The organism is Paeniglutamicibacter sulfureus, from assembly GCF_039535115.1.
Classification (GTDB): Bacteria; Actinomycetota; Actinomycetes; order Actinomycetales; family Micrococcaceae; genus Paeniglutamicibacter; species Paeniglutamicibacter sulfureus.
In genome coordinates this window covers 3,161,006-3,182,347 of the sequence record NZ_BAAAWO010000001.1, presented here as the reverse complement: position 1 = coordinate 3,182,347, position 21,342 = coordinate 3,161,006, and the positions used below count along the sequence as shown (strand labels likewise).

General features: G+C 59.8%; 11 protein-coding genes and 3 rRNA genes. 5 read left to right on the top strand and 9 right to left on the bottom strand.

What is annotated here, in order from left to right; all coding sequences use genetic code 11:
* Positions 1 to 35 precede the first annotated feature (35 nt).
* Positions 36 to 1,031, top strand: coding sequence for an HhH-GPD family protein (locus ABD687_RS14505; RefSeq protein WP_302263269.1), 996 nt, complete (start codon positions 36 to 38; stop codon positions 1,029 to 1,031).
* 29 nt (positions 1,032 to 1,060) lie between these two features.
* Here ABD687_RS14505 and ABD687_RS14500 read toward each other — a convergent pair whose 3' ends face one another.
* From ABD687_RS14500 to ABD687_RS14460, 9 genes are all read right to left on the bottom strand, one after another.
* A complete protein-coding gene (locus ABD687_RS14500) occupies positions 1,061 to 1,567 on the bottom strand; it encodes an amino-acid N-acetyltransferase (RefSeq protein ID WP_264270484.1) in 507 nt (168 codons plus the stop codon).
* A gap of 131 nt (positions 1,568 to 1,698) precedes the next feature.
* Positions 1,699 to 4,212, bottom strand: a complete 2,514-nt coding sequence (locus ABD687_RS14495; RefSeq protein WP_302263270.1) for an ATP-dependent Clp protease ATP-binding subunit — start codon at positions 4,210 to 4,212, stop codon at positions 1,699 to 1,701.
* Positions 4,213 to 4,440: 228 nt separating this feature from the next.
* Positions 4,441 to 4,761, bottom strand: a complete 321-nt coding sequence (locus tag ABD687_RS14490; protein ID WP_264270584.1) for a histone-like nucleoid-structuring protein Lsr2 — start codon at positions 4,759 to 4,761, stop codon at positions 4,441 to 4,443.
* 120 nt (positions 4,762 to 4,881) lie between these two features.
* On the bottom strand, positions 4,882 to 5,058 hold the full coding sequence (locus ABD687_RS14485) for a hypothetical protein (protein WP_302263271.1): 177 nt from the start codon (positions 5,056 to 5,058) through the stop codon (positions 4,882 to 4,884).
* Between the two features lies 1 nt (position 5,059).
* A complete protein-coding gene (gene lysS, locus ABD687_RS14480) occupies positions 5,060 to 6,583 on the bottom strand; it encodes a lysine--tRNA ligase (RefSeq protein ID WP_372342931.1) in 1,524 nt (507 codons plus the stop codon).
* A 662-nt stretch (positions 6,584 to 7,245) separates the two neighbouring features.
* On the bottom strand, positions 7,246 to 9,249 hold the full coding sequence (locus ABD687_RS14475) for a M13 family metallopeptidase (RefSeq protein WP_310290122.1): 2,004 nt from the start codon (positions 9,247 to 9,249) through the stop codon (positions 7,246 to 7,248).
* Positions 9,250 to 9,703: 454 nt separating this feature from the next.
* A 5S ribosomal RNA gene (rrf, locus tag ABD687_RS14470) occupies positions 9,704 to 9,820 on the bottom strand.
* Positions 9,821 to 9,993: 173 nt separating this feature from the next.
* Positions 9,994 to 13,123, bottom strand: a 23S ribosomal RNA gene (locus ABD687_RS14465).
* 534 nt (positions 13,124 to 13,657) lie between these two features.
* Positions 13,658 to 15,185: ribosomal RNA gene (locus ABD687_RS14460) — 16S ribosomal RNA — on the bottom strand.
* Together the 16S, 23S and 5S rRNA genes form the textbook arrangement of a ribosomal RNA operon.
* Before the next feature lie 1,373 nt (positions 15,186 to 16,558).
* On the opposite strand from ABD687_RS14460, the gene ABD687_RS14455 reads away from it, so the two are divergent.
* The 4 genes from ABD687_RS14455 to ABD687_RS14440 all read left to right on the top strand — a co-directional run bounded on the left by ABD687_RS14455 (position 16,559) and on the right by ABD687_RS14440 (position 21,058).
* On the top strand, positions 16,559 to 16,921 hold the full coding sequence (locus tag ABD687_RS14455) for a hypothetical protein (protein WP_302266480.1): 363 nt from the start codon (positions 16,559 to 16,561) through the stop codon (positions 16,919 to 16,921).
* 1,079 nt (positions 16,922 to 18,000) lie between these two features.
* A complete protein-coding gene (locus ABD687_RS14450) occupies positions 18,001 to 18,645 on the top strand; it encodes a DUF6431 domain-containing protein (RefSeq protein WP_302263213.1) in 645 nt (214 codons plus the stop codon).
* Between the two features lie 86 nt (positions 18,646 to 18,731).
* Entirely contained in the window at positions 18,732 to 20,249 is a 1,518-nt protein-coding gene (locus ABD687_RS14445; protein ID WP_310292703.1) for a DDE-type integrase/transposase/recombinase, read from the top strand.
* Complete coding sequence (locus ABD687_RS14440; protein WP_302263215.1) at positions 20,246 to 21,058, top strand: ExeA family protein; 813 nt, start codon at positions 20,246 to 20,248, stop codon at positions 21,056 to 21,058. Before ABD687_RS14445 ends, ABD687_RS14440 begins: the two co-directional genes overlap by 4 nt.
* The last annotated feature ends 284 nt before the right edge of the window (positions 21,059 to 21,342 follow it).

Here is a 21,342-nt window from a genome sequence, read left to right as displayed (position 1 = left end):
GCATTTGCCCCGAAGTCCAAAGGATTGCCCCCGCCGTGCCCCACCCCGCCCTGGAGAAAATCCATCACGACATCACCGCGTGGTATTCCGCCAACGCCCGCGAGCTGCCTTGGCGCGGCTCCGCGGCCGGCCCGTGGGCCGTGATGGTTTCCGAGTTCATGCTGCAACAGACCCCCGTGGTGCGCGTGCGCCCGGTCTGGGAAGCCTGGATGCAGCGCTGGCCCACACCCGCGGCGCTGGCGGCAGAGCCGGTCGCCGAAGCCGTGCGGGCCTGGGGGCGCCTGGGATATCCGCGCCGTGCACTGCGACTGCATGCCGCCGCAGTCGTCATCACCAACGAACACGGCGGGAAGGTCCCGGGGACCGAGGCCGAATTGCTGGCACTGCCCGGCGTCGGCACCTACACGGCAGCAGCCATCGCCTGTTTCGCCTTCAAGGTCCCCACGGTGGTGGTGGACACCAACATCCGCCGCGTCCATGCCCGGCTGGTCAGTGGCAAGGCGTTGCCCGAGCAAAGCCAGAACGCCGCGGAACTCGCGCTGGCCGCACGGCTGCTGCCTCAGGCCGGTGAGGGCAACGACGCCGGCACTGCGTTGGCCAACGACTGGAACATCGCGGTGATGGAGCTCGGTGCGTTGGTGTGCACGGCGCGCTCCCCGCGTTGCGAGGACTGCCCTGTCGTCAACCAGTGCGCCTGGATCGCCGCCGGGCGCCCCGAGCCGCATTACAAGCCCAAGGGCCAACCGTGGCACGGAACCGACAGGCAGGTGCGTGGGGCCATGATGGCGGTGCTCCGCCATTCCACGGCCCCGGTCCAGCGCAGAGACCTGCTAGGCACCGTCGACCTGGCAGCAGCTGCCGCGGAAGCACGGCCACTGAATCCGGCCCGTGAGGCCGACGACGAGCACCGGGCCTGGGTCGGGTTGCATGCGCTGGACGCACCGGCCGAACAGCGTGAACGCGCCCTGGCCTCCCTCTTGGCCGACGGGTTGGCCCAGCAATCCCCCGCGGGCATAGCCCTGCCGCGCTAGGGGAGCCCGGGATCCCGGTGCCGATCCGGCTAGAGGTGGGTGATCATCCGGGTGTTGCCCAGCGTATTGGGCTTGACCCGCGCGAGATCCAGGAACTCGGCCACGCCCTCGTCGGTGGAACGCAGGAGCTCGGAGTAGACCTCCGGGTCGACGGCGCTCTGCTCGGCCATCACCGTGAACCCGTTGCGCAGGAAGAAATCGACCTCGAAAGTCAGGCAGAACACCCGTGAGACGCCCAGCTCGCGCGCCTCGTTGAGCAATTTCGCCAGCAGTCGGTGTCCCACGCCGTGGCCACGCCAGGCAGCATCGCTGGCCAGGGTGCGGACCTCGGCGATGTCCTCCCACATGACGTGCAGTCCCCCGCAGCCGATGACATTGCCCTCGGCGTCCTCGGCAACGAAGAATTCCTGCAGGTTTTCGTAGTAGGCGACAGCTTCCTTTTCGAGCAGCACTCGGTCCTCCGCCAGCGGCCTGACGAGGTTGCGGATGCTCTTTACATCGCTGGTCTTCGCACGCCTGACGGTAAAGGATTCCATTCTTGTATCCTATGCCCGGCGTTGGCGCCCATCGTGAATTGTGTAGCAGGCCCCGAGGTCCGTTGACGCAAAAACGCCTGGGGTCGGCATCCTTGCGGATGCCGACCCCAGGCGTTTTTTGCTTGGTCCTTCTAGCCTTCGATGGCGATCGGGGCGGACTCGCCCTCGATTTGCGGGGTCCCGCCTTCGCCGTGGAAGGTGAATGTCGCGTCGTCGCCTTCGCCCTCGACGTCGACCTTGATGTGCTGGCCGGGAACCAATTCGCCGAAGAGGATCTTCTCCGAAAGCTGGTCCTCGATGTCGCGCTGCATGGTGCGGCGCAACGGACGGGCGCCCATGGCCGGGTCGTAACCGCGGGTCGCCAGCAGGACGCGGGCGGCCTGCGACAGCTCGATGGTCATGTTCCTGTCGACCAGGCGCTTCTTCAGGCGGCCGAGGAACAGGTCCACGATCTCCACGATCTCGTCCTGCGTCAGCTGCGGGAAGACCACAACGTCGTCAACACGGTTCAGGAACTCGGGGCGGAAGTGCTGGCGCAGCTCTTCCTGGACCTTCGCCTGCATCCGGTTGTAGCCGGTCTTGGTGTCCGCGGACGACTGGAAACCGGTCATCACGCCCTTGGAGATGTCGCGGGTGCCAAGGTTCGTGGTCATGATGATCACGGTGTTCTTGAAGTCCACCACGCGGCCCTGGGAGTCGGTCAGGCGGCCGTCTTCCAGGATCTGCAGCAACGAGTTGAACAGGTCCGCGTGGGCCTTCTCGACCTCGTCGAAGAGCACGACGGAGAACGGGCGGCGGCGGACCTTCTCGGTGAGCTGGCCGCCCTCCTCGTAGCCGACATAGCCCGGAGGGGCACCGAAGAGACGGGAGACCGTGTGCTTCTCCGAGTACTCGGACATGTCCAGGGTGATCAGCGCGTCTTCCTCGCCGAAGAGGAATTCCGCGAGCGCCTTGGCCAGCTCGGTCTTGCCGACGCCGGTGGGGCCGGCGAAGATGAACGAGCCGCCTGGGCGATTCGGGTCCTTCAACCCGGCACGGGTGCGCCGTATGGCCTGGGAGATCGCCTTGATTGCCTCATCCTGGCCGATGACCCGCTTGTGCAGCTCATCTTCCATGTTCAGCAGTCGCGTGGACTCTTCCTCGGTCAGCTTGACCACCGGGATGCCGGTGGAGTTGGCCAGGACCTCGGCGATCAGGTCGGCATCGACCTCGGCGATCTCGTCGAGTTCGCCGTTCTTCCAGGCCTTCTCCTTCTCCGCGCGGGCTTCCTGGAGCTTGCCTTCCTTGTCGCGCAGCGAGGCGGCACCCTCGAAGTCCTGCGCGTCGATGGCGGCTTCCTTCTCCAAGCGAACCGTGGCGATTTCCTCGTCCATGAGCTTGAGCGCCGGAGGGGCGGTCATGCGGCGGATGCGAAGTCGCGCGCCGGCCTCATCGATCAGGTCGATGGCCTTGTCGGGAAGGAAGCGGTCCGAGATGTAGCGGTGTGCCAGCTCGGCGGCCGCGGACAGGGCACCGTCGGTAATCGAGACGCGGTGATGGGCCTCGTAACGGTCGCGCAATCCACGCAGGATCTGCGTAGTGTGCTCCACCGAGGGTTCCTTGACCTGGATCGGCTGGAACCGGCGTTCGAGGGCCGCGTCCTTTTCGATGTGCTTGCGGTATTCGTCAAGCGTGGTTGCACCGATGGTCTGGAGTTCTCCACGGGCAAGCATCGGCTTGAGGATCGAGGCAGCGTCGATTGCGCCCTCGGCCGCACCGGCACCGACAAGGGTATGGATCTCGTCGATAAAGAGGATGATATCGCCGCGGGTGCGGATTTCCTTGAGGACCTTCTTCAGGCGTTCCTCGAAGTCACCGCGGTAACGCGAACCGGCAACCAGGGACCCGAGGTCAAGGGTGTAAAGCTGCTTGTCCTTGATGGTTTCCGGCACATCTCCGCGCACGATCGCCTGGGCCAGGCCCTCGACGACTGCAGTCTTGCCGACACCGGGTTCACCGATGAGCACCGGGTTGTTCTTGGTGCGGCGCGAGAGAACCTGCATGACGCGTTCCATCTCGAACTCCCGGCCAATAACCGGGTCAAGCTTGCCCTCGCGGGCAGCGGTCGTGAGGTTGCGGCCAAACTGGTCGAGCACGGCCGAACCGGCAGGAGTGCCCTCGCTCTGTCCACCGGAGCTAACACCGGCACCGGCGGTTTCCTTGCCGCCTTGGTAGCCGGAGAGCAGCTGGATGACTTGCTGGCGCACGCGAGACAGGTCGGCACCGAGCTTCACCAGGACTTGGGCGGCAACACCCTCGCCCTCGCGAATCAGGCCGAGCAGGATATGCTCCGTGCCAATGTAGTTGTGCCCCAGCTGCAGCGCTTCGCGCAGCGAGAGCTCGAGAACCTTCTTGGCGCGGGGCGTAAAGGGGATGTGGCCGGAAGGAGCCTGCTGGCCCTGTCCGATAATCTCTTGGACCTGCTCACGCACGGCACCAAGGGATATGTTCAGCGACTCAAGGGCCTTGGCCGCTACTCCCTCGCCTTCATGGATGAGGCCGAGCAATACGTGCTCGGTTCCGATGTAGTTGTGGTTGAGCATGCGCGCCTCTTCTTGGGCAAGCACGACAACGCGACGGGCACGGTCGGTAAATCTCTCAAACATGCGGCACACTCCTAGCTAACACGTATTTCGATGCTACGCATCAAATTAGGGCTCGTGTTGGATGTTCGCCCAAGGGATAACATTGTTCACCCTCGGCGTTCTTCTTCGCATTAAACAAACTCGGGGGACCTGACCCATTTCAATGGATCCGATCCCCCGACGTCTATTGCCTACCCCCACAGCGGCGGGAGCCCGCAGGCTCCCCAGAAATATCAGAAGTCGAAAGTTCTACTTGGACTTGGAACGCGATTTCTTCGCCTGGGCTGCATGGTAGGCGGAGATGACATCGGCCTGCAGGCGTCCGCGGGCGTTGACCTTGACGTTGTTCTCCTTGGCCCAAGCACGGATGGCCGGGGCTTCCTTCGGAGTGAACTGCTTCGAGGTGCGTGCGACCTTGATGTACGGCTTGAAAGCCTCGCGGAATGCCGCGGCATGTTCCTCGTTGAGGTCGATTTCATAATGCTGACCGCCGATACCGAATACGATAGATTCGACCGCCTCGGAACCATCAATATCATCAATCAATGCAATTTGGACTTGACGCGCCATTAGCTTCTCCTTGCTGTGGTGGGAATTCACATGAACACATTAACGGTTTGTGCCCTTGTGTGTACCCATAACATAATCATAACAACGGATCATCCAGCAAGTGGGAATTCAGATATTGGGCTAATTATCAGCTTTCGGGCTTTTGTTGTCCTCGTGATGCGCCGTTATATTGATTTGTTCGTCCGCTTTGGCTTCTGCAGCACGCTCACTGCGATCCACATTGGATACGGCACGAATGACAAACCAAAACACGAGCGCAACAACAATAGTTGGAAGAAGTTCCTCAATATATGGCATATTAGGCCTCCGGCTTTAGCAGTGGGAAGAGGATCGTTTCTCGAATTCCAGTGTCTGCGAAGAGCATGACCAGTCGGTCAATACCCAACCCAATGCCACCCATCGGCGGGGCTCCGTATTCGAGCGCACGCAGGAAGTCCTCGTCCAGCTGCATGGCTTCGTCGTCGCCGTCGGCAGCCATACGGGACTGCGCGGTCAGTCGTTCTCGCTGGATCACGGGGTCGATCAGCTCGGAGAACGCGGTTCCCCGTTCCATCCCTCCAATGACCAGATCCCAAGCTTCGATAATTCCCGGCGTGCTGCGGTGCGGGCGGGCCAGTGGCTGCGCAGCCGGCGGATAGTCGTAGACGAAGGTCGGGTCGATAAGGGTCGGTTCAACGATTTCGCCAAACAATTCAATGACCAGCTTTTGAGATTCCCACTTTGGGTCGACTTTCACGCCATGCTTTTCGGCAACTGCTCGCAGGGTTTCGACGTCGGTGTCGGGGGTAATTTCTTGGCCCACTGCTTCGGAAAGTCCGGGATAGACGCCCAACCATGCCCATTCGCCATCAAGGTTGATGGTGCCCTTGGAAGTTTCGATCTGGCGGCCGGCGCCAACGGCATCGGCGGCATTAAGGATGATTTCCTTGATGCGGTCGGCCATCACGAATTGATCCGCATAGGCTTCGTAGGATTCAAGGGTCGTGAACTCCGGGGAGTGCGTGGAATCCACGCCTTCGTTGCGGAAGATCCGCCCCAATTCAAAGACGCGGTCAATACCGCCGACGACTGCACGCTTGAGGAACAATTCGGTGGCAATACGCAACGTCATTGGCTGGTCAAAGGCATTCAAATGCGTCTCGAACGGACGAGCAGAGGCACCACCGTGGATCAGCTGCAGCATCGGGGTTTCAACCTCGACGTAATCGCGGGCATGCAGAGTGTCGCGGACCGCGCGCGTGATTGCCGCGCGCTTGTAAACCATCTCCCGTGCCTCATCGCGCACGATCAGGTCGGCATAGCGCTGGCGCACGCGCGTTTCCTCGTTGAGGTCCGCGTGCAACACCGGCAGTGGACGCAGCGCCTTGGAAGCCATTTGCCAATCACTTGCCATGACCGAAAGTTCGCCTCGGCGCGAAGCAATGACCTCACCGGTGATCAGCACGTGGTCACCCAGGTCCACAAGGGCCTTCCAGTCGGCGAGCCTTTCCTCGCCCACGTTGGCGAGAGAAAGCATGGCCTGGAGCCGGGTACCCGTACCTTCGGGGCCGCCCTCCTGCAAGGTGGCGAAGCAAAGCTTGCCCGTATTGCGCATGAAGACAATGCGCCCGACGATGCCGGCTTGGAAGCCCGTGGCGGTGTCGGGGGCAAGGTCCGGGAATTGCTCCCGGATCTCATGAAGCGAGTGAGTCCGTGCAACGCCCACTGGATAGGCTTCTTCTCCACGGGCCAACAAAGCGGCACGCTTGTCCATGCGCACCTGGCGCTGGTCGTTGGTCTCGGTGGGGTTAGCTACTGGGGCAGTTTTTTCGGCAGTCACAATATCCAATTCTAGTCCGAATATTCTGCGTGCGGGCTGAGAGGTGGGGAGCAACACCTCAAGGCCTTCTTCGAACCCCGAATAGAATGAAGGGATCGGGGAAGAAGCCATTCTTCAAACACCCCACGGTGGTTCACTCGCCCTGTATTCCTAGGGCAACCCTCGTGCTCCCGGCCACCGCCGAATCCTAGCCATGGGAGGTACTCTCCATACTGCGCTCATCCCTCGGCCATTCGCCGCTGCCCTCAGCGCTCAGCTGGGCGACGCCTAGGCAGTGGATTTCTACGACCGTCGTGGGCGTGGCAAGTCAACCAAGGACGGAGAGCTTGCCCGGAGCATGCTTCCCATCGAGGTGGGAGAACTGCGGGCAACTCTGGCAGAGCCGTAGTCCGCAGACAGCTTTGCGGTTCTTCCGCGTAATACGCATTTCATGGCAGGTGCCAAGAGCGCAGCATATTTTCGTTCTACGGCGCGCAAGCTCCATCAGGTCGTTCCAGGATCCACATTCCTCGAAACGACCAAGGGCATTCACGGCTCCGTTCCGGCAGCCTTCGCGGCATTGCTAGATGACACCGGCGACCACGTCGCCGCGTTACAGCATCGCGGCGAAACCGCTTCCGTTGCCCCTGCACACGCGTGGAAAGGGGCAACGGAAGCATTCCTGACTACCAGATCCTGACGCGGTCCATGGGGTCCATCCACATGCCGTCGCCGGGCTTGGTATCGAAGGCTTCATGGAACGCATCCATATTCTTGGGCACCTGATTGCAACGGAACTCACCGGGTGAGTGCGGGTCAGTGGTGATGCGGGTGACCATGGTCTCCGGGCGGGTCAGCGTACGCCAGCACTCGGCCCAGGAATAGAAGAACCGCTGGTCACCGTTCAAACCATCTATAACTTCGTCAGCAGCCACGCCGCGGGCAGCCAAATCCAGCTTGTAGGCCGTGTATGCAATGCCAAGTCCGCCCAAGTCCCCAATGTTCTCACCGAGGGTGAGCTTTCCGTTGACGTGGTGTTCCGGCGCTTCCAGCGGTACCAGCGCTTCGTATTGGTCGACGAGTTTGCCGGTGAGTTTTTCAAAGGCTGCCCGGTCCTCGTCGGTCCACCAGTTTTTCAACTGGCCCGTCCCGTCAAACTGGGACCCTTGGTCATCGAAGCCGTGTCCTATCTCGTGCCCGATCACCGCGCCTATGGCGCCATAGTTGGAAGCGGCATCCCGGTCGGCGTCGAAGAAGGGTGAGCGGAGGATTGCAGCAGGGAAGGCAATCTCATTCAACAATGGGTGGTAGTAGGCGTTGACGGTTTGCGGGAACATGAACCACAACTCACGGTCCACACCGTCGTCGATCTTCTTAAGTTCACGCAGGAACTCGAATTCGTTTGCCGCTGCGATATTGGAAATCACATTGTCGGCCACGGTGGAAATGGCGGAGTAGTCGATCCACTCGTTCGGGTAGCCGATCTTGGGCCGGAACATGGACAGTTTCTCCAGCGCCTTGTCCTTGGTGTCAGGGCTCATCCATTCCAGCTCCCCGATGGACTGACGGTAGGCATCAATGAGGTTGGCAACCAGAGCTTCCATTTTGTCCTTGCTGCGCTCTGGAAAATGCTCGGCTACATACAGCTGGCCGATGTCCTCGCCGACGGCTCCTTCGGTGAACGCCACACCTCGCTTCCAGCGCTCACGAAGCTCCTGAACTCCGGAAAGCTTCGCGGAATAGAAGGAGAAGTTCTCGTTGACGAATGCGCTGGACAAGTAAGGTGCGTTGGATCGGATCAGTTGCACTGCCAGCCAGTGTTGCCATGAAGCCAGCGATTCGCTGTTCAGCACCTGCTCGAGCCCCGTGAGATAGCTCGGCTGCCAGACATCGACCTCGGCGAAATACTTTTCCTCGATGCCGGCGCCACGAAGCCATTCGGAAAGAGAAGGAATGTGTTCAAGGAGAGTCGAGGCATCCATCAGGTTGTAACGCGCCTGGGCGTCGCGGCACTTGACTCTGTCCCAGTGATGGGAAGCCAACGCAATTTCCAACGCGACGACGTCCCGCGCTGCGGCCTCGGTGTCCTTGATTTCCCCAAGTGCCAGCAAACGGCCCAGGTGCTCCCGGTATTCGCCAAGGAGTTCGGCGAACTGCTCTTCGCGGTAGTAGGACTCATCCGGCAGCCCAAGTCCACCCTGAATCAGGGTGAGGAGATTTCGCTCCGGCGATCCGGCATCCGAACTGGCACCTGCCTGGATGAAACCGGACACACCTCGCCGGAAAAACGATCCGCTGAGGGTGACAAGTTCGGCAATCGACGTGGTGGCATAAATGGATGACAGATCGGTCCGGATGGGTTCGACTCCACTGGCTTCGATCCGCTCCTCGTCCATGAAGCTTTCATAGAGGTTCGCGATGCGCTCTTTGCGTGCGTCAGGGGTCCCGTCAGCAGCGATCCGGTTGTCTTGGGCGCTTTCAATGATTGCCCGCACGGCTGCCTCGGAATCGTCTCGCAGGGCCATGAAGGAGCCGTAGCTACCTTGATCCGCGGGTATCTGTGCAGTAGATAGCCAAGCCCCATTGGCATGACGATACAGATCATCCTGTGGTCGAACGTTGTTGTCACGGTGGTTCGCGTTTGCCATCGGCTTTGCTGCGTTGGTAGCAACTGACGAATCTGTGCTCATATCTGTCCCATCCATTCATCCGCGCGCACACCGTGGCCGTTTCAGCGGTAGGGCAGAATCGCGTCCGCACCGCGGGGAAGCAACCAGGGCATACGCATCGTGTTCCACGTCTCAACGATTCACTGTACGCGTCTGAAGTGAGAATTTGAGACTATTTTTCACGGTTACTCCAGCGGTGAAACGCATCAGCCTTGGGTCTGGTGGCATGTGGACTCTACGACCGCATCAGGGCGGTGTGCGGTCGTTGGTGCTTGGGGGCGAGCCGGGATCGCGATGTTTTCCACAGATGCTGTGGATAGGGGCCGGCTATCCACAGTGTCTGTGGATGGCCGGGGTGCCTTAACGGGGTGCGGCCCCCGGGGGGTGTGTGTCCGGGGGCCGTGGTTTTTGGTGGTGTGGTGGTTAAGCATCGAAACCCCCAAGCCGGTGGGGCTTGGGGGTTTCGGGACGTTGTGTCCGGCGGTGACCTACTCTCCCACACCCTCCCGAGTGCAGTACCATCGGCGCAGTGGGTCTTAGCTTCCGGGTTCGGTATGGGACCGGGCGTTTCCCCCACGCTATGACCGCCGTAACTCTGTTACCGCCACCCAAAGCTGGTTTGGGGGTGGTGAATCTGTGGGTTACGACCATGATAGTTATGGTTGTTGTTGTTCCGCGAAAAACAAATTGGGTTTGTTGTTTCGGGACCGTATAGTGGACGCAGCGTTTCTTGCCAACCACCCGCGGGGGGTGGTGTGGTGTTTGTGGTTTAAGTTGTCGGCCTATTAGTACAGGTCAGCTTCACGAGTCTTTAGTCCTCGCTTCCACATCCTGCCTATCAACCCAGTGGTCTGGCTGGGGGCCTCTCACACTCAAAAGTGTATGGAAATCTCATCTCGAAGTGGGCTTCCCGCTTAGATGCTTTCAGCGGTTATCCCTTCCGAACGTAGCTAATCAGCGGTGCACTTGGCAGTACAACTGACACACCAGAGGTTCGTCCGTCCCGGTCCTCTCGTACTAAGGACAGCTCTTCTCAAATTTCCTGCGCGCGCAGCGGATAGGGACCGAACTGTCTCACGACGTTCTAAACCCAGCTCGCGTACCGCTTTAATGGGCGAACAGCCCAACCCTTGGGACCTACTCCAGCCCCAGGATGCGACGAGCCGACATCGAGGTGCCAAACCATGCCGTCGATATGGACTCTTGGGCAAGATCAGCCTGTTATCCCCGAGGTACCTTTTATCCGTTGAGCGACGGCCGTTCCACAACGTGCCGCCGGATCACTAGTCCCGACTTTCGTCCCTGCTCGAGCTGTCGCTCTCACAGTCAAGCTCCCTTGTGCACTTACACTCGACACCTGATTGCCAACCAGGCTGAGGGAACCTTTGGGCGCCTCCGTTACTCTTTAGGAGGCAACCGCCCCAGTTAAACTACCCATCAGGCACTGTCCCTGACCCAGATCATGGGCCGAAGTTAGGTGACCGGTACAGCCAGAGTGGTATTTCAACGATGACTCCACCCGAACTAGCGTCCGGGCTTCACAGTCTCCCACCTATCCTACACAAGCTGCACCGAACACCAATACCAAACTATAGTAAAGGTCTCGGGGTCTTTCCGTCCTGCTGCGCGTAACGAGCATCTTTACTCGTAGTGCAATTTCGCCGAGTTCATGGTTGAGACAGCGGGGAAGTCGTTACTCCATTCGTGCAGGTCGGAACTTACCCGACAAGGAATTTCGCTACCTTAGGATGGTTATAGTTACCACCGCCGTTTACTGGGGCTTAAATTCTCAGCTTCGCTCCAAAGAGCTAACCGGTCCTCTTAACCTTCCAGCACCGGGCAGGAGTCAGTCCGTATACATCGTCTTGCGACTTCGCACGGACCTGTGTTTTTAGTAAACAGTCGCTTCCCCCTGGTCTCTGCGGCCCACACCCGCTCCGAGGAGTAAATCCTCATCACGGGGCAGGCCCCCCTTCTCCCGAAGTTACGGGGGCATTTTGCCGAGTTCCTTAACCATGATTCTCTCGATCGCCTTAGTATTCTCTACCTGATCACCTGTGTCGGTTTGGGGTACGGGCGGCTAAAACCTCGCGTCGATGCTTTTCTTGGCAGCATAGGATCACCGAATCACCCCCCAAAAGGGGCGCCTATCGGGTCTCAGGCTATGTGAGTCGCGGATTTGCCTACGACTCGCCCTACATCCTTGGACCAGGTCAATTCCATTGCCTGGCTCGGCTACCTTCCTGCGTCACACCTGTTAATACGCTTACCTCCCTGGTTCGGGTCCCGCGCCGCACACCCGATACAAGGCCCGAAGGCCTTGAGGTGGGTGGTTGGGGCGGTTAGCATCACCAGTTCGGTATGGGCGGTTTTTCACCGGTACGGGAATATCAACCCGTTGTCCATCGACTACGCCTGTCGGCCTCGCCTTAGGTCCCGACTTACCCAGGGCAGATTAGCTTGACCCTGGAACCCTTGATCATTCGGCGGACGGGTTTCTCACCCGTCATTCGCTACTCATGCCTGCATTCTCACTCGTGTGGGCTCCACCGCTGGTTTACACCGCGACTTCACTGCCCACACGACGCTCCCCTACCCATCCACACGGCTGGACCACGAAGGCCTGCCAAATATGTGAATGACGCAACTTCGGCGGTGTGCTTGAGCCCCGCTACATTGTCGGCGCGGAATCACTTGACCAGTGAGCTATTACGCACTCTTTCAAGGGTGGCTGCTTCTAAGCCAACCTCCTGGTTGTCTTCGCAACTCCACATCCTTTTCCACTTAGCACACGCTTAGGGGCCTTAGTTGGCGTTCTGGGCTGTTTCCCTCTCGACTATGAAGCTTATCCCCCACAGTCTCACTGCTGCGCTCTCACTTACCGGCATTCGGAGTTTGGCTGACGTCAGTAACCTTGTAGGGCCCATTAGCCATCCAGTAGCTCTACCTCCGGTAAGAAACACGCAACGCTGCACCTAAATGCATTTCGGGGAGAACCAGCTATCACGAAGTTTGATTGGCCTTTCACCCCTACCCACAGCTCATCCCCTCCATTTTCAACTGAAGTGGGTTCGGTCCTCCACGCGCTCTTACACGCGCTTCAACCTGGCCATGGGTAGATCACTTCGCTTCGGGTCTAGATCACGCCACTCACTCGCCCTATTCAGACTCGCTTTCGCTACGGCTTCCCCACACGGGTTAACCTCGCGACGTAACACTAACTCGCAGGCTCATTCTTCAAAAGGCACGCTGTCACCCCAACAAGGAGGCTCCAACGGATTGTAAGCGCACGGTTTCAGGTACTATTTCACTCCCCTCCCGGGGTACTTTTCACCATTCCCTCACGGTACTTGTCCGCTATCGGTCATTGGGTAGTATTTAGGCTTACCAGGTGGTCCTGGCAGATTCAAACGGGATTTCTCGGGCCCCGTCCTACTTGGGATACTCTCACAAAGCGGCGGCACGCATTCGCACTACGGGACTCTCACCCTCTACGGTCCGGCATTCAAGCCGATTCGCCTATGCGCCCGCACCTCACTTCACCAGTCCGGCAGAACTGATATGGAAAGTCCCACAACCCCGACCATGCAACGCCCGCCGGCTATCACACATGGCTCGGTTTAGCCCCATCCGCGTTCGCTCGCCACTACTAACGGAATCACTATTGTTTTCTCTTCCTGCGGGTACTGAGATGTTTCACTTCCCCGCGTTCCCTCCACACAGCCTATGTGTTCAGCTGCGGGTCATACGGCATGACACCGTACGGGGTTTCCCCATTCGGAAATCCTGGTCTCAACGTCCGGTTATCGACTCCACCAGGCTTATCGCAGATTCCCACGTCCTTCTTCGGCTCCCAATGCCAAGGCATCCACCGTGCGCCCTTAAAAACTTGACCACAAACATGATCAAAAATTTACATGAGCTATATATTATTACAATCGAAAGAACCAAGAAAAACACACCCGAAAGTGCGTTCACCAGGTTCAATAATTCATAAGAAATTGCTATGCAAGACAAGGAAAAAATCCCTTGCCTCACAAGATGCTCGCGTCCACTATACAGTTCCCAAACAACAACCCCGTCACACCCACCACCAACACACCCCCAGGGGGCTCGTGCGGCTTAGGCCATGCGCGGGACAATCCAGAAAAAACAAGAACCCAACCCGAAACCGGATCGGGGCCTGTTATTCCAGGACCCAACAGTGTGCCAAAAGACCACCCGCGTTCGCCGGCGGCTCCCGTTCCAACCACCGGAACGAATCCCGGAAGCGTACTAGAAAACCACCCACCAACGATGGACGGCCATGATTTGTTGATATTCCACCCTTGAGCACTCGCCCATCAACACAAGTGATGGATGCGAGCAGCACTGAACACCCGCACGGGAAACACTGTGGAATCCCTGCCTGGTGCTAGTTGCTCCTTAGAAAGGAGGTGATCCAGCCGCACCTTCCGGTACGGCTACCTTGTTACGACTTAGTCCCAATCGCCGGTCCCACCTTCGACGGCTCCCTCCCACAAGGGGTTAGGCCACCGGCTTCGGGTGTTACCAACTTTCGTGACTTGACGGGCGGTGTGTACAAGGCCCGGGAACGTATTCACCGCAGCGTTGCTGATCTGCGATTACTAGCGACTCCGACTTCATGGGGTCGAGTTGCAGACCCCAATCCGAACTGAGACCGGCTTTTTGGGATTAGCTCCACCTCACAGTATCGCAACCCATTGTACCGGCCATTGTAGCATGCGTGAAGCCCAAGACATAAGGGGCATGATGATTTGACGTCGTCCCCACCTTCCTCCGAGTTGACCCCGGCAGTCTCCCATGAGTCCCCGCCTTTACGCGCTGGCAACATGGAACGAGGGTTGCGCTCGTTGCGGGACTTAACCCAACATCTCACGACACGAGCTGACGACAACCATGCACCACCTGTGAACCAGCCCCAAAGGGGAAACCGTGTTTCCACGGCGGTCTGGCACATGTCAAGCCTTGGTAAGGTTCTTCGCGTTGCATCGAATTAATCCGCATGCTCCGCCGCTTGTGCGGGCCCCCGTCAATTCCTTTGAGTTTTAGCCTTGCGGCCGTACTCCCCAGGCGGGGCACTTAATGCGTTAGCTACGGCGCGGAAAACGTGGAATGTCCCCCACACCTAGTGCCCAACGTTTACGGCATGGACTACCAGGGTATCTAATCCTGTTCGCTCCCCATGCTTTCGCTCCTCAGCGTCAGTTAATGCCCAGAGACCTGCCTTCGCCATCGGTGTTCCTCCTGATATCTGCGCATTTCACCGCTACACCAGGAATTCCAGTCTCCCCTACATCACTCTAGTCTGCCCGTACCCACCGCAGATCCGAGGTTGAGCCTCGGACTTTCACGATAGACGCGACAAACCGCCTACGAGCTCTTTACGCCCAATAATTCCGGATAACGCTTGCGCCCTACGTATTACCGCGGCTGCTGGCACGTAGTTAGCCGGCGCTTCTTCTGCAGGTACCGTCACTTTCGCTTCTTCCCTACTGAAAGAGGTTTACAACCCGAAGGCCGTCATCCCTCACGCGGCGTCGCTGCATCAGGCTTTCGCCCATTGTGCAATATTCCCCACTGCTGCCTCCCGTAGGAGTCTGGGCCGTGTCTCAGTCCCAGTGTGGCCGGTCACCCTCTCAGGCCGGCTACCCGTCGTCGCCTTGGTGAGCCATTACCTCACCAACAAGCTGATAGGCCGCGAGTCCATCCCTGACCAAAAAATCTTTCCACCAAAAACCATGCGGTCCACGGTGCATATCCGGTATTAGACCCAGTTTCCCAGGCTTATCCCAGAGTCAGGGGCAGGTTACTCACGTGTTACTCACCCGTTCGCCACTAATCATTCTGTGCAAGCACAAAAGTCATCGTTCGACTTGCATGTGTTAAGCACGCCGCCAGCGTTCATCCTGAGCCAGGATCAAACTCTCCGTAAAAAAATACAGACACAACCAACACGACCCTGGAAAAAGGATCGCGGGTTGCACCAAGCAAAACATCCTGGCAAATTGCCCCAGGCATCCACACGGGGGTGCGGACCCTGAAACCATTCACCAATAAAATAAATAAATTGGTATCAACAAACTTGGCACACTATTGAGTTCTCAAACAACAGACACTTCCAACACCCACAACCGGACTAACAATTCCCGCCGGCGCTTCGCTCTGGAGCAACTTGTCTACCTTACCCCACCGCGTGTCCCGAAGCAAATCCACCGTTTCCGGCCCGACCTGATCTAACATGCGATCCCACAACATTTCCGGCGCACAAGGCAACCAGCAAAACTGGGGTGGGGTTTTGGCAAAAATTCGGTCGCCCGGCGATTCCTCCAGCGGCTTTCCCGCTGTGTCCCTCGCGGCGACTTAGAAAACTATACACACCATTCCGCACCCCGGCAAATCGACGACCACCTTCAAAGTGGGCTCCATTATTCCCCGCCAACAAAGGGAAGCAGGGGTCGATACGAGAAAGAAGATGGCCGTTTTGAATAGATTGGTGAAAGTGATCCGCGCCTCACGAGGCAGACCAAAGCTGTCAACGGACTAAATACGTGGTCCACCATTGACGAAGCGAGAGGGCTTTGCCTCGCACCAGATCCACCTAATAACTCCAACAGACGATTCGAACAAAGTGCGCCCCTGTCTTTCAACCCAAAACGGCGCTCGTATTTCCGTCCAGGCCTCGATCGCCCACCCGGCCGCGGGGGTGGCTCCCTGCAGGATGGGCAGAGCCGGGATTGGATTGATATTGAGTCTGGGGCGTCCGTGGTTCCAAGATGCGGCAACTGCGCAGTCTCGCCCATACTGACCAACCCGTAGGGGTCCTCGCGATTCAAAGGTCGCTTACCCATCCGGCAGCGCTGTTCCGATCGGAAAGCTTCACGCGGACTGAAGTCCTCAAGCAGAATCTGTTTTATGGGAATCTGGCCTCAGAGAGGCCGAAGTCGGCAGTGTAGGCGTTGGTCAGGGTGCTTGGGCGCCGGCTGCCGGGACCTTCTTGGGAAGGAACAGAAGCTGATCGGTGCATCCATGAGGATGACCGCGCCGTTGACTGCAAGCCCGAAATGGACTCCGCGCAGGATCACTTCGGCGCCTTCGTGGTTCGGCAATGCAACCACCGAGCAGGTCAGCGCTTGTGCTTGCGCTTGCGATCAGGGTTCCGATGGTGAATGCCGCCTTCTGGGTTCGTCCGGCGAGGTGCTGTTCGGCATGCCGTAGCCCGGAGATCACCGCGACCGTATAGGCGACGATCCGCAGTACGTGTCCGAGGCCGGCAACCCCTGTAACGATGAGCATGCGGATGAAGCCAATGCTGACATTCATGCCAAGTCGCAGCAGGCTGATTGTTGCCAGCACTGAGGATTCGACGGTTTCCGTGGAGCAGGCCGGCATGGCGCCTACGCAGTGGCCCCATCATGCGGCCAGCCTGCTAGCGGGGCGGATAGCGCAGTGCTACAGCCTGACTGGTGAAGAGTTCTTCAAGACACTTCGATTCGATCTTGATTCAGAAGGCGTACTCGACAATCTCGTTGGTGGACATGGCATTCCGATACCTGCCAACCGCGTGTACCCGTGGATTGGTGAAGCCATCGAGCCCCCGACCGATATTGGCACGGTTCTCCACTGGGGCGGTGCGCCTGGCGAGTTGTTTCTTGCCGACGAGCTCGCATAGGTGTTCCATGTCCCTGTCACCCACCTTCAACGTCTGCACGGTAGCGTCCACGACCTCGGTGGCGATGCCGATTTTTCCTGTCTGTTACAGCCAGGTCTATCGGTTGACAGCACCATTGGCGAACAAGGGAGCTTCCTCCCTTCGTAGGCCTGCGGTCCGCCGACGGCTGACGGTCGAAAGAGCAACATCTGCGGGGCGAAGCTGCTCGCGCCGCGAGACTGTGGTGGCGTGCTTCGGATTCGTCAGAACTGAGCGCTGACAGCGCAGCGGTCTCTGCCATCCATGTCATGCTCAGGGCTCTCAAACGTGCGGGATGGTTCGGACATGGTGCGTGGTGTTTATGCCCCGCGGTCTCCGCCATTGCGTCAGTCCCGTCCGCGGTCGGCGCCGGAAGCTCGCAAAAGACTAGCGGCCATGAATAAATGCGCACCGGCGGGCATTGGCTCATGGCCATGTGCGGAATCGTCCGCGACCGCCGGGCGGGCATGCATCTGGGGCAGGCCTTTGGTACTCGGGGGCGCATCGTCATTGCCGAAGACTTGGACGGTGAACGCATGTCGCTCCGGATGCAGGTCCACACCGTCGGTTTTCGTTGCCATGCCGGGCGGCGCGGGCACTGCGGGGCGTCCAAGCAGCGTCGATCAGTGGCTGGCCCAACGGCCAGCAGGGAAATGCCCACAGGCCTGCGGGGTAGGGAGGGATGCGAACTCCGAAAACCGCGGATTAATTCTTTTTGCTTGGGGCCGCCGGCGGGTAGTCCTCATGGCCATCCCGGGCGGATCCAGTGCCTTCGCGCTGGCCGCCAGTGAACGCTTCCCATGACCGCCAACAGCCGAACAAGAAAATCATCTGTACTCGGTATGTGTAAGGCTACTGCGGCAAAGATAGCCATTTGTTGAGCGTCGCGTTGTTTGGGGATGAGCCGTCGAGTTCGGTGCCGATGCAAGGTTTCGACTTGTAGGTCTTGATCTTCGGTTATTGGCGGCGGCAAGCTGACGATAACCAAACTTAAGGCAAACGACCCAGCGCCAGATTTCGAAGGCTGCGCCGGGTCGTTCTAACGCGAAAGAGTCGCGCTAATGATCACGGTAAGTTATGCGCCCGCCGCTGTCGAATCTGATCTGCGTGGCGGGCTCCTTTCATGCCCCGAATGCGCCGGGGCATTGCGTCCGTGGGGCCATGCACGGGAACGACGGATCCGCATGGGAACCGCGGGGCCGTCCGTGTCGGTGTTTTGCCCGTTGCGGGCCCGGTGCACCGGATGCCGGATGACTCATGTGCTGTTGCCGGTTGTTCTGGCGGCACGGAAGGCTGATGAGGCTTTGGTGATCGCCGCAGCCATCGAAGCCAAGGCCCTCGAGGGGCTCGGCCACCGCTCCATCGCGGATCGGGTGGGCCGGCCGGTGAGCACGGTGCGTGGTTGGCTGCGGTCTTTCGGCTCTTCCGCCGCGTCCCTGTGTTCTTGGTTTCGGTCTCTGCTGCTCCGGGACGCGTCGGATGCCGCGTCGCTCTGGCCGCAGTCCGCCCGTGGAATTCTTGCCCAGGCCTTGGGGGTTCTGTTGGCCTATGCCCGGGTGGTGGGCGAGCGTTTTGCGGTCCCGGAAGCCAGTGCGGTTCCTTGGCATGCTGCCGCGTTGGCCAGCGCCGGGCCGTGGGTGTTCAGCGGCACCTGGTGGGTGAAAAGGCTTGCAACACCAATTGGCCCTGATAGGGCGGGGTGTTGATGGGCGAAAGTGGGCAACAAGCATGACCTGCGCCCCGGTGCAGGTGGTGCCGATAAATACCGTTTCCCTGAAAGGACACCGCCTTGATGCCACTTGCCCTGATCCCGGAACAGCGTCCGGAAACCTTTGTTGCAGCCGACCCTCCACCGGCAACACCGGCACCGTCCTCGGCTCCGGTGAAAGGACCGGTGAAACGCAGCGAACGCGCCGAGCAGATCGCCCTGTTCCGCTACCAGCTCATCCGGGAAGCAGCCGATGACCAGCTCGGTGCCAAGGCCCGAGGTGTCATGGTGCGCGCACTGGCCACCCAATACCATCCCTGGCCTTTCGGGGGCACCAAGCGGTTCTCCCGGGAAAGTATCGATCGCTGGATCAAGGCCTGGAAGAAGGACGGCTTTGACGGGTTGAAGCCAACCCAACGCGCCCAAGGCCCGATCACCGAGCCCCGGGTGCTGCTGCTGGCCGAGACCTTGAAGCGGGAGAAGCCTCACCGCACTGCCGCCCAAATCAAAAGGATCATCGCCACCACGCTGGGCGATGCACCCTCGGAAACGACGCTGCTGCGCCACTTCCGGTCCCTGGACATTTCCACCGGCGTTCCCGGGGCCGCCACCGGCCGCTTCGAAACCGAGGAATCCAACGAAATCTGGGTGGGAGATGCCCTGCATGGGCCGCGGATCGAGGGACGCAAAACCTATTTGTTCGCGTTCCTCGATGACCATTCCCGGATGGTGGTCGCCTCCCGGTGGGCCTTCGCCGAGGACACCGTCCGCCTGGCCGCGGTGCTGCGTCCGGCCCTGCAAACCCACGGAATACCACGTCAGGTCTATGTCGACAACGGCAGTGCCTTTGCTGACAAGGCACTTCAGCGGGTCACGGCGAAGCTGGGGATCAGGTTGGTTCATTCGGCCCCCTACCGCCCGCAGGGAAGGGGCAAAATTGAGCGGTTCTTCAATACCGTGACCCAGCAATTCCTGGGTGAAATCACCGTCACCAACCAGCCCTCGCTTCCGGGCACCGGGCAGGGATCGGAGATCTCCACCCTGCAAGAACTGAACGCGCTCTTCACCTCCTGGGTGCAGGTTCTCTATCACCGCACCATCCACTCCACCACCGGGCAAACACCGCTTGAGCGCTGGGATGCCAGCTGGGTCAAACGCACCCCGGTACGCAAATCCCCGGACCAGGTCAGTGAGGCATTCCTCTGGTCCGAGAAACGTAAGGTCACCAAGACTGCCACGATCTCCCTGCTGGGCAACACCTACCAGGTGGACCCGGTGCTGGCAGGAACCCGGGTCGAACTCATCTATGATCCCTTCGACCTGGCCGCCCCCATCGCCGTGCACTCCCACCTGGGAGTCCCGGCCGGAACCGCGACCCTGCTTCAGATTCGTCGGCACGTGCACCCGAAGGCCAAGAATGCGGCCGCCGACCGGGACGCCGGGGCCCAAAACGTTTCCACCGGCATCGATTACCTGCGCCTGCTCGAGGACCAACACAAACACACCATGAGCGGGGCTCCGATCAGCTTCGAGAAACTCGCCACCCCGTCCAGAAACACCGACACCGCCAAAGCGCACCACCGCCAGGAGAACACGCTGTGAGCATCACGTCTCTGCAAAGCCATTACGGTTTTTCCCGCATGCCCTTCAGCGCGGACATCCCGCCCCAGGCGCTGCATCCGCACCCCGGGCACCGCGAGGCGATCGCCCGGATCCACTGGTGCATCGGCCAACGCCAAATGGGTGTGATCACCGGGGAGGTCGGTGCCGGGAAAACCGTCGCGGTGCGCGCGGCACTGGCCGGGCTCGAGGCCTCCCGCCACCAGGTCATCTATCTTCCGGACCCGACCATCACCATGCGCGGCATCCATGCCACCATCGTTTCGGCCCTGGGCGGCCAGCCTTCCTTCTATTCCGGGGTATTGGCCACCCAAACCGCGGCACTGCTGGCCGGGGAGCTGGACGAGCGTTCCCGCCTGCCGGTCGTGGTCATCGACGAGGCGCACCTTTTGAGCAACACCGAGCTGGAATCCCTGCGCATGCTCACCAACACGGCCCTTGATACCGGGTCCCACTTCGCATTGCTGCTCATTGGGCAACCCACGCTGCGCAGGCGCCTGAAGATGGCCGTCCTGGCCGCGCTGGACCAGCGCATCGGCACCCGTTTCACCCTCACCGGCATGAACCTGGCCGACACAGCCAGCTATATCAAAGCGCATCTCGGTTTTGCGGGCAGATCGGACACGCTGTTCTCCGAGGATGCCGTTACCGCCATCCACCAGGCCTCCCGGGGTTACCCGCGGGCGGTGAACAACCTCGCCGTCTCCGCGTTGATCGCCACCTACGCCGGCAACAAGACCATCGTCGACCAGGCCGCGGCGCAATCCGCGATCACCGAAAACAGCGAATAGGAGCCCGGCACCGACGACGACCACGCCGTCAGCAAGACAACGAATGCCCTGCCGAAACCCCTCGGCAGGGCATTTCCATGGGCGGCTCGTCGTCAAACCCGGTGACGCGAAGATCGTCAAACAACGCGACGGTCAACACCATTCACCAAACGGGGGTATCCGGATGCTCATTCCACTTCTTTTCAACGCGTGGATGTCCACGTTTTCCCTCCGTGTCAAAATAGAAAAGCGGGCCTTTCTCAAGAACTGGTGTGTGGTCAGAGACCATCAGTTTCGAGGAAGGC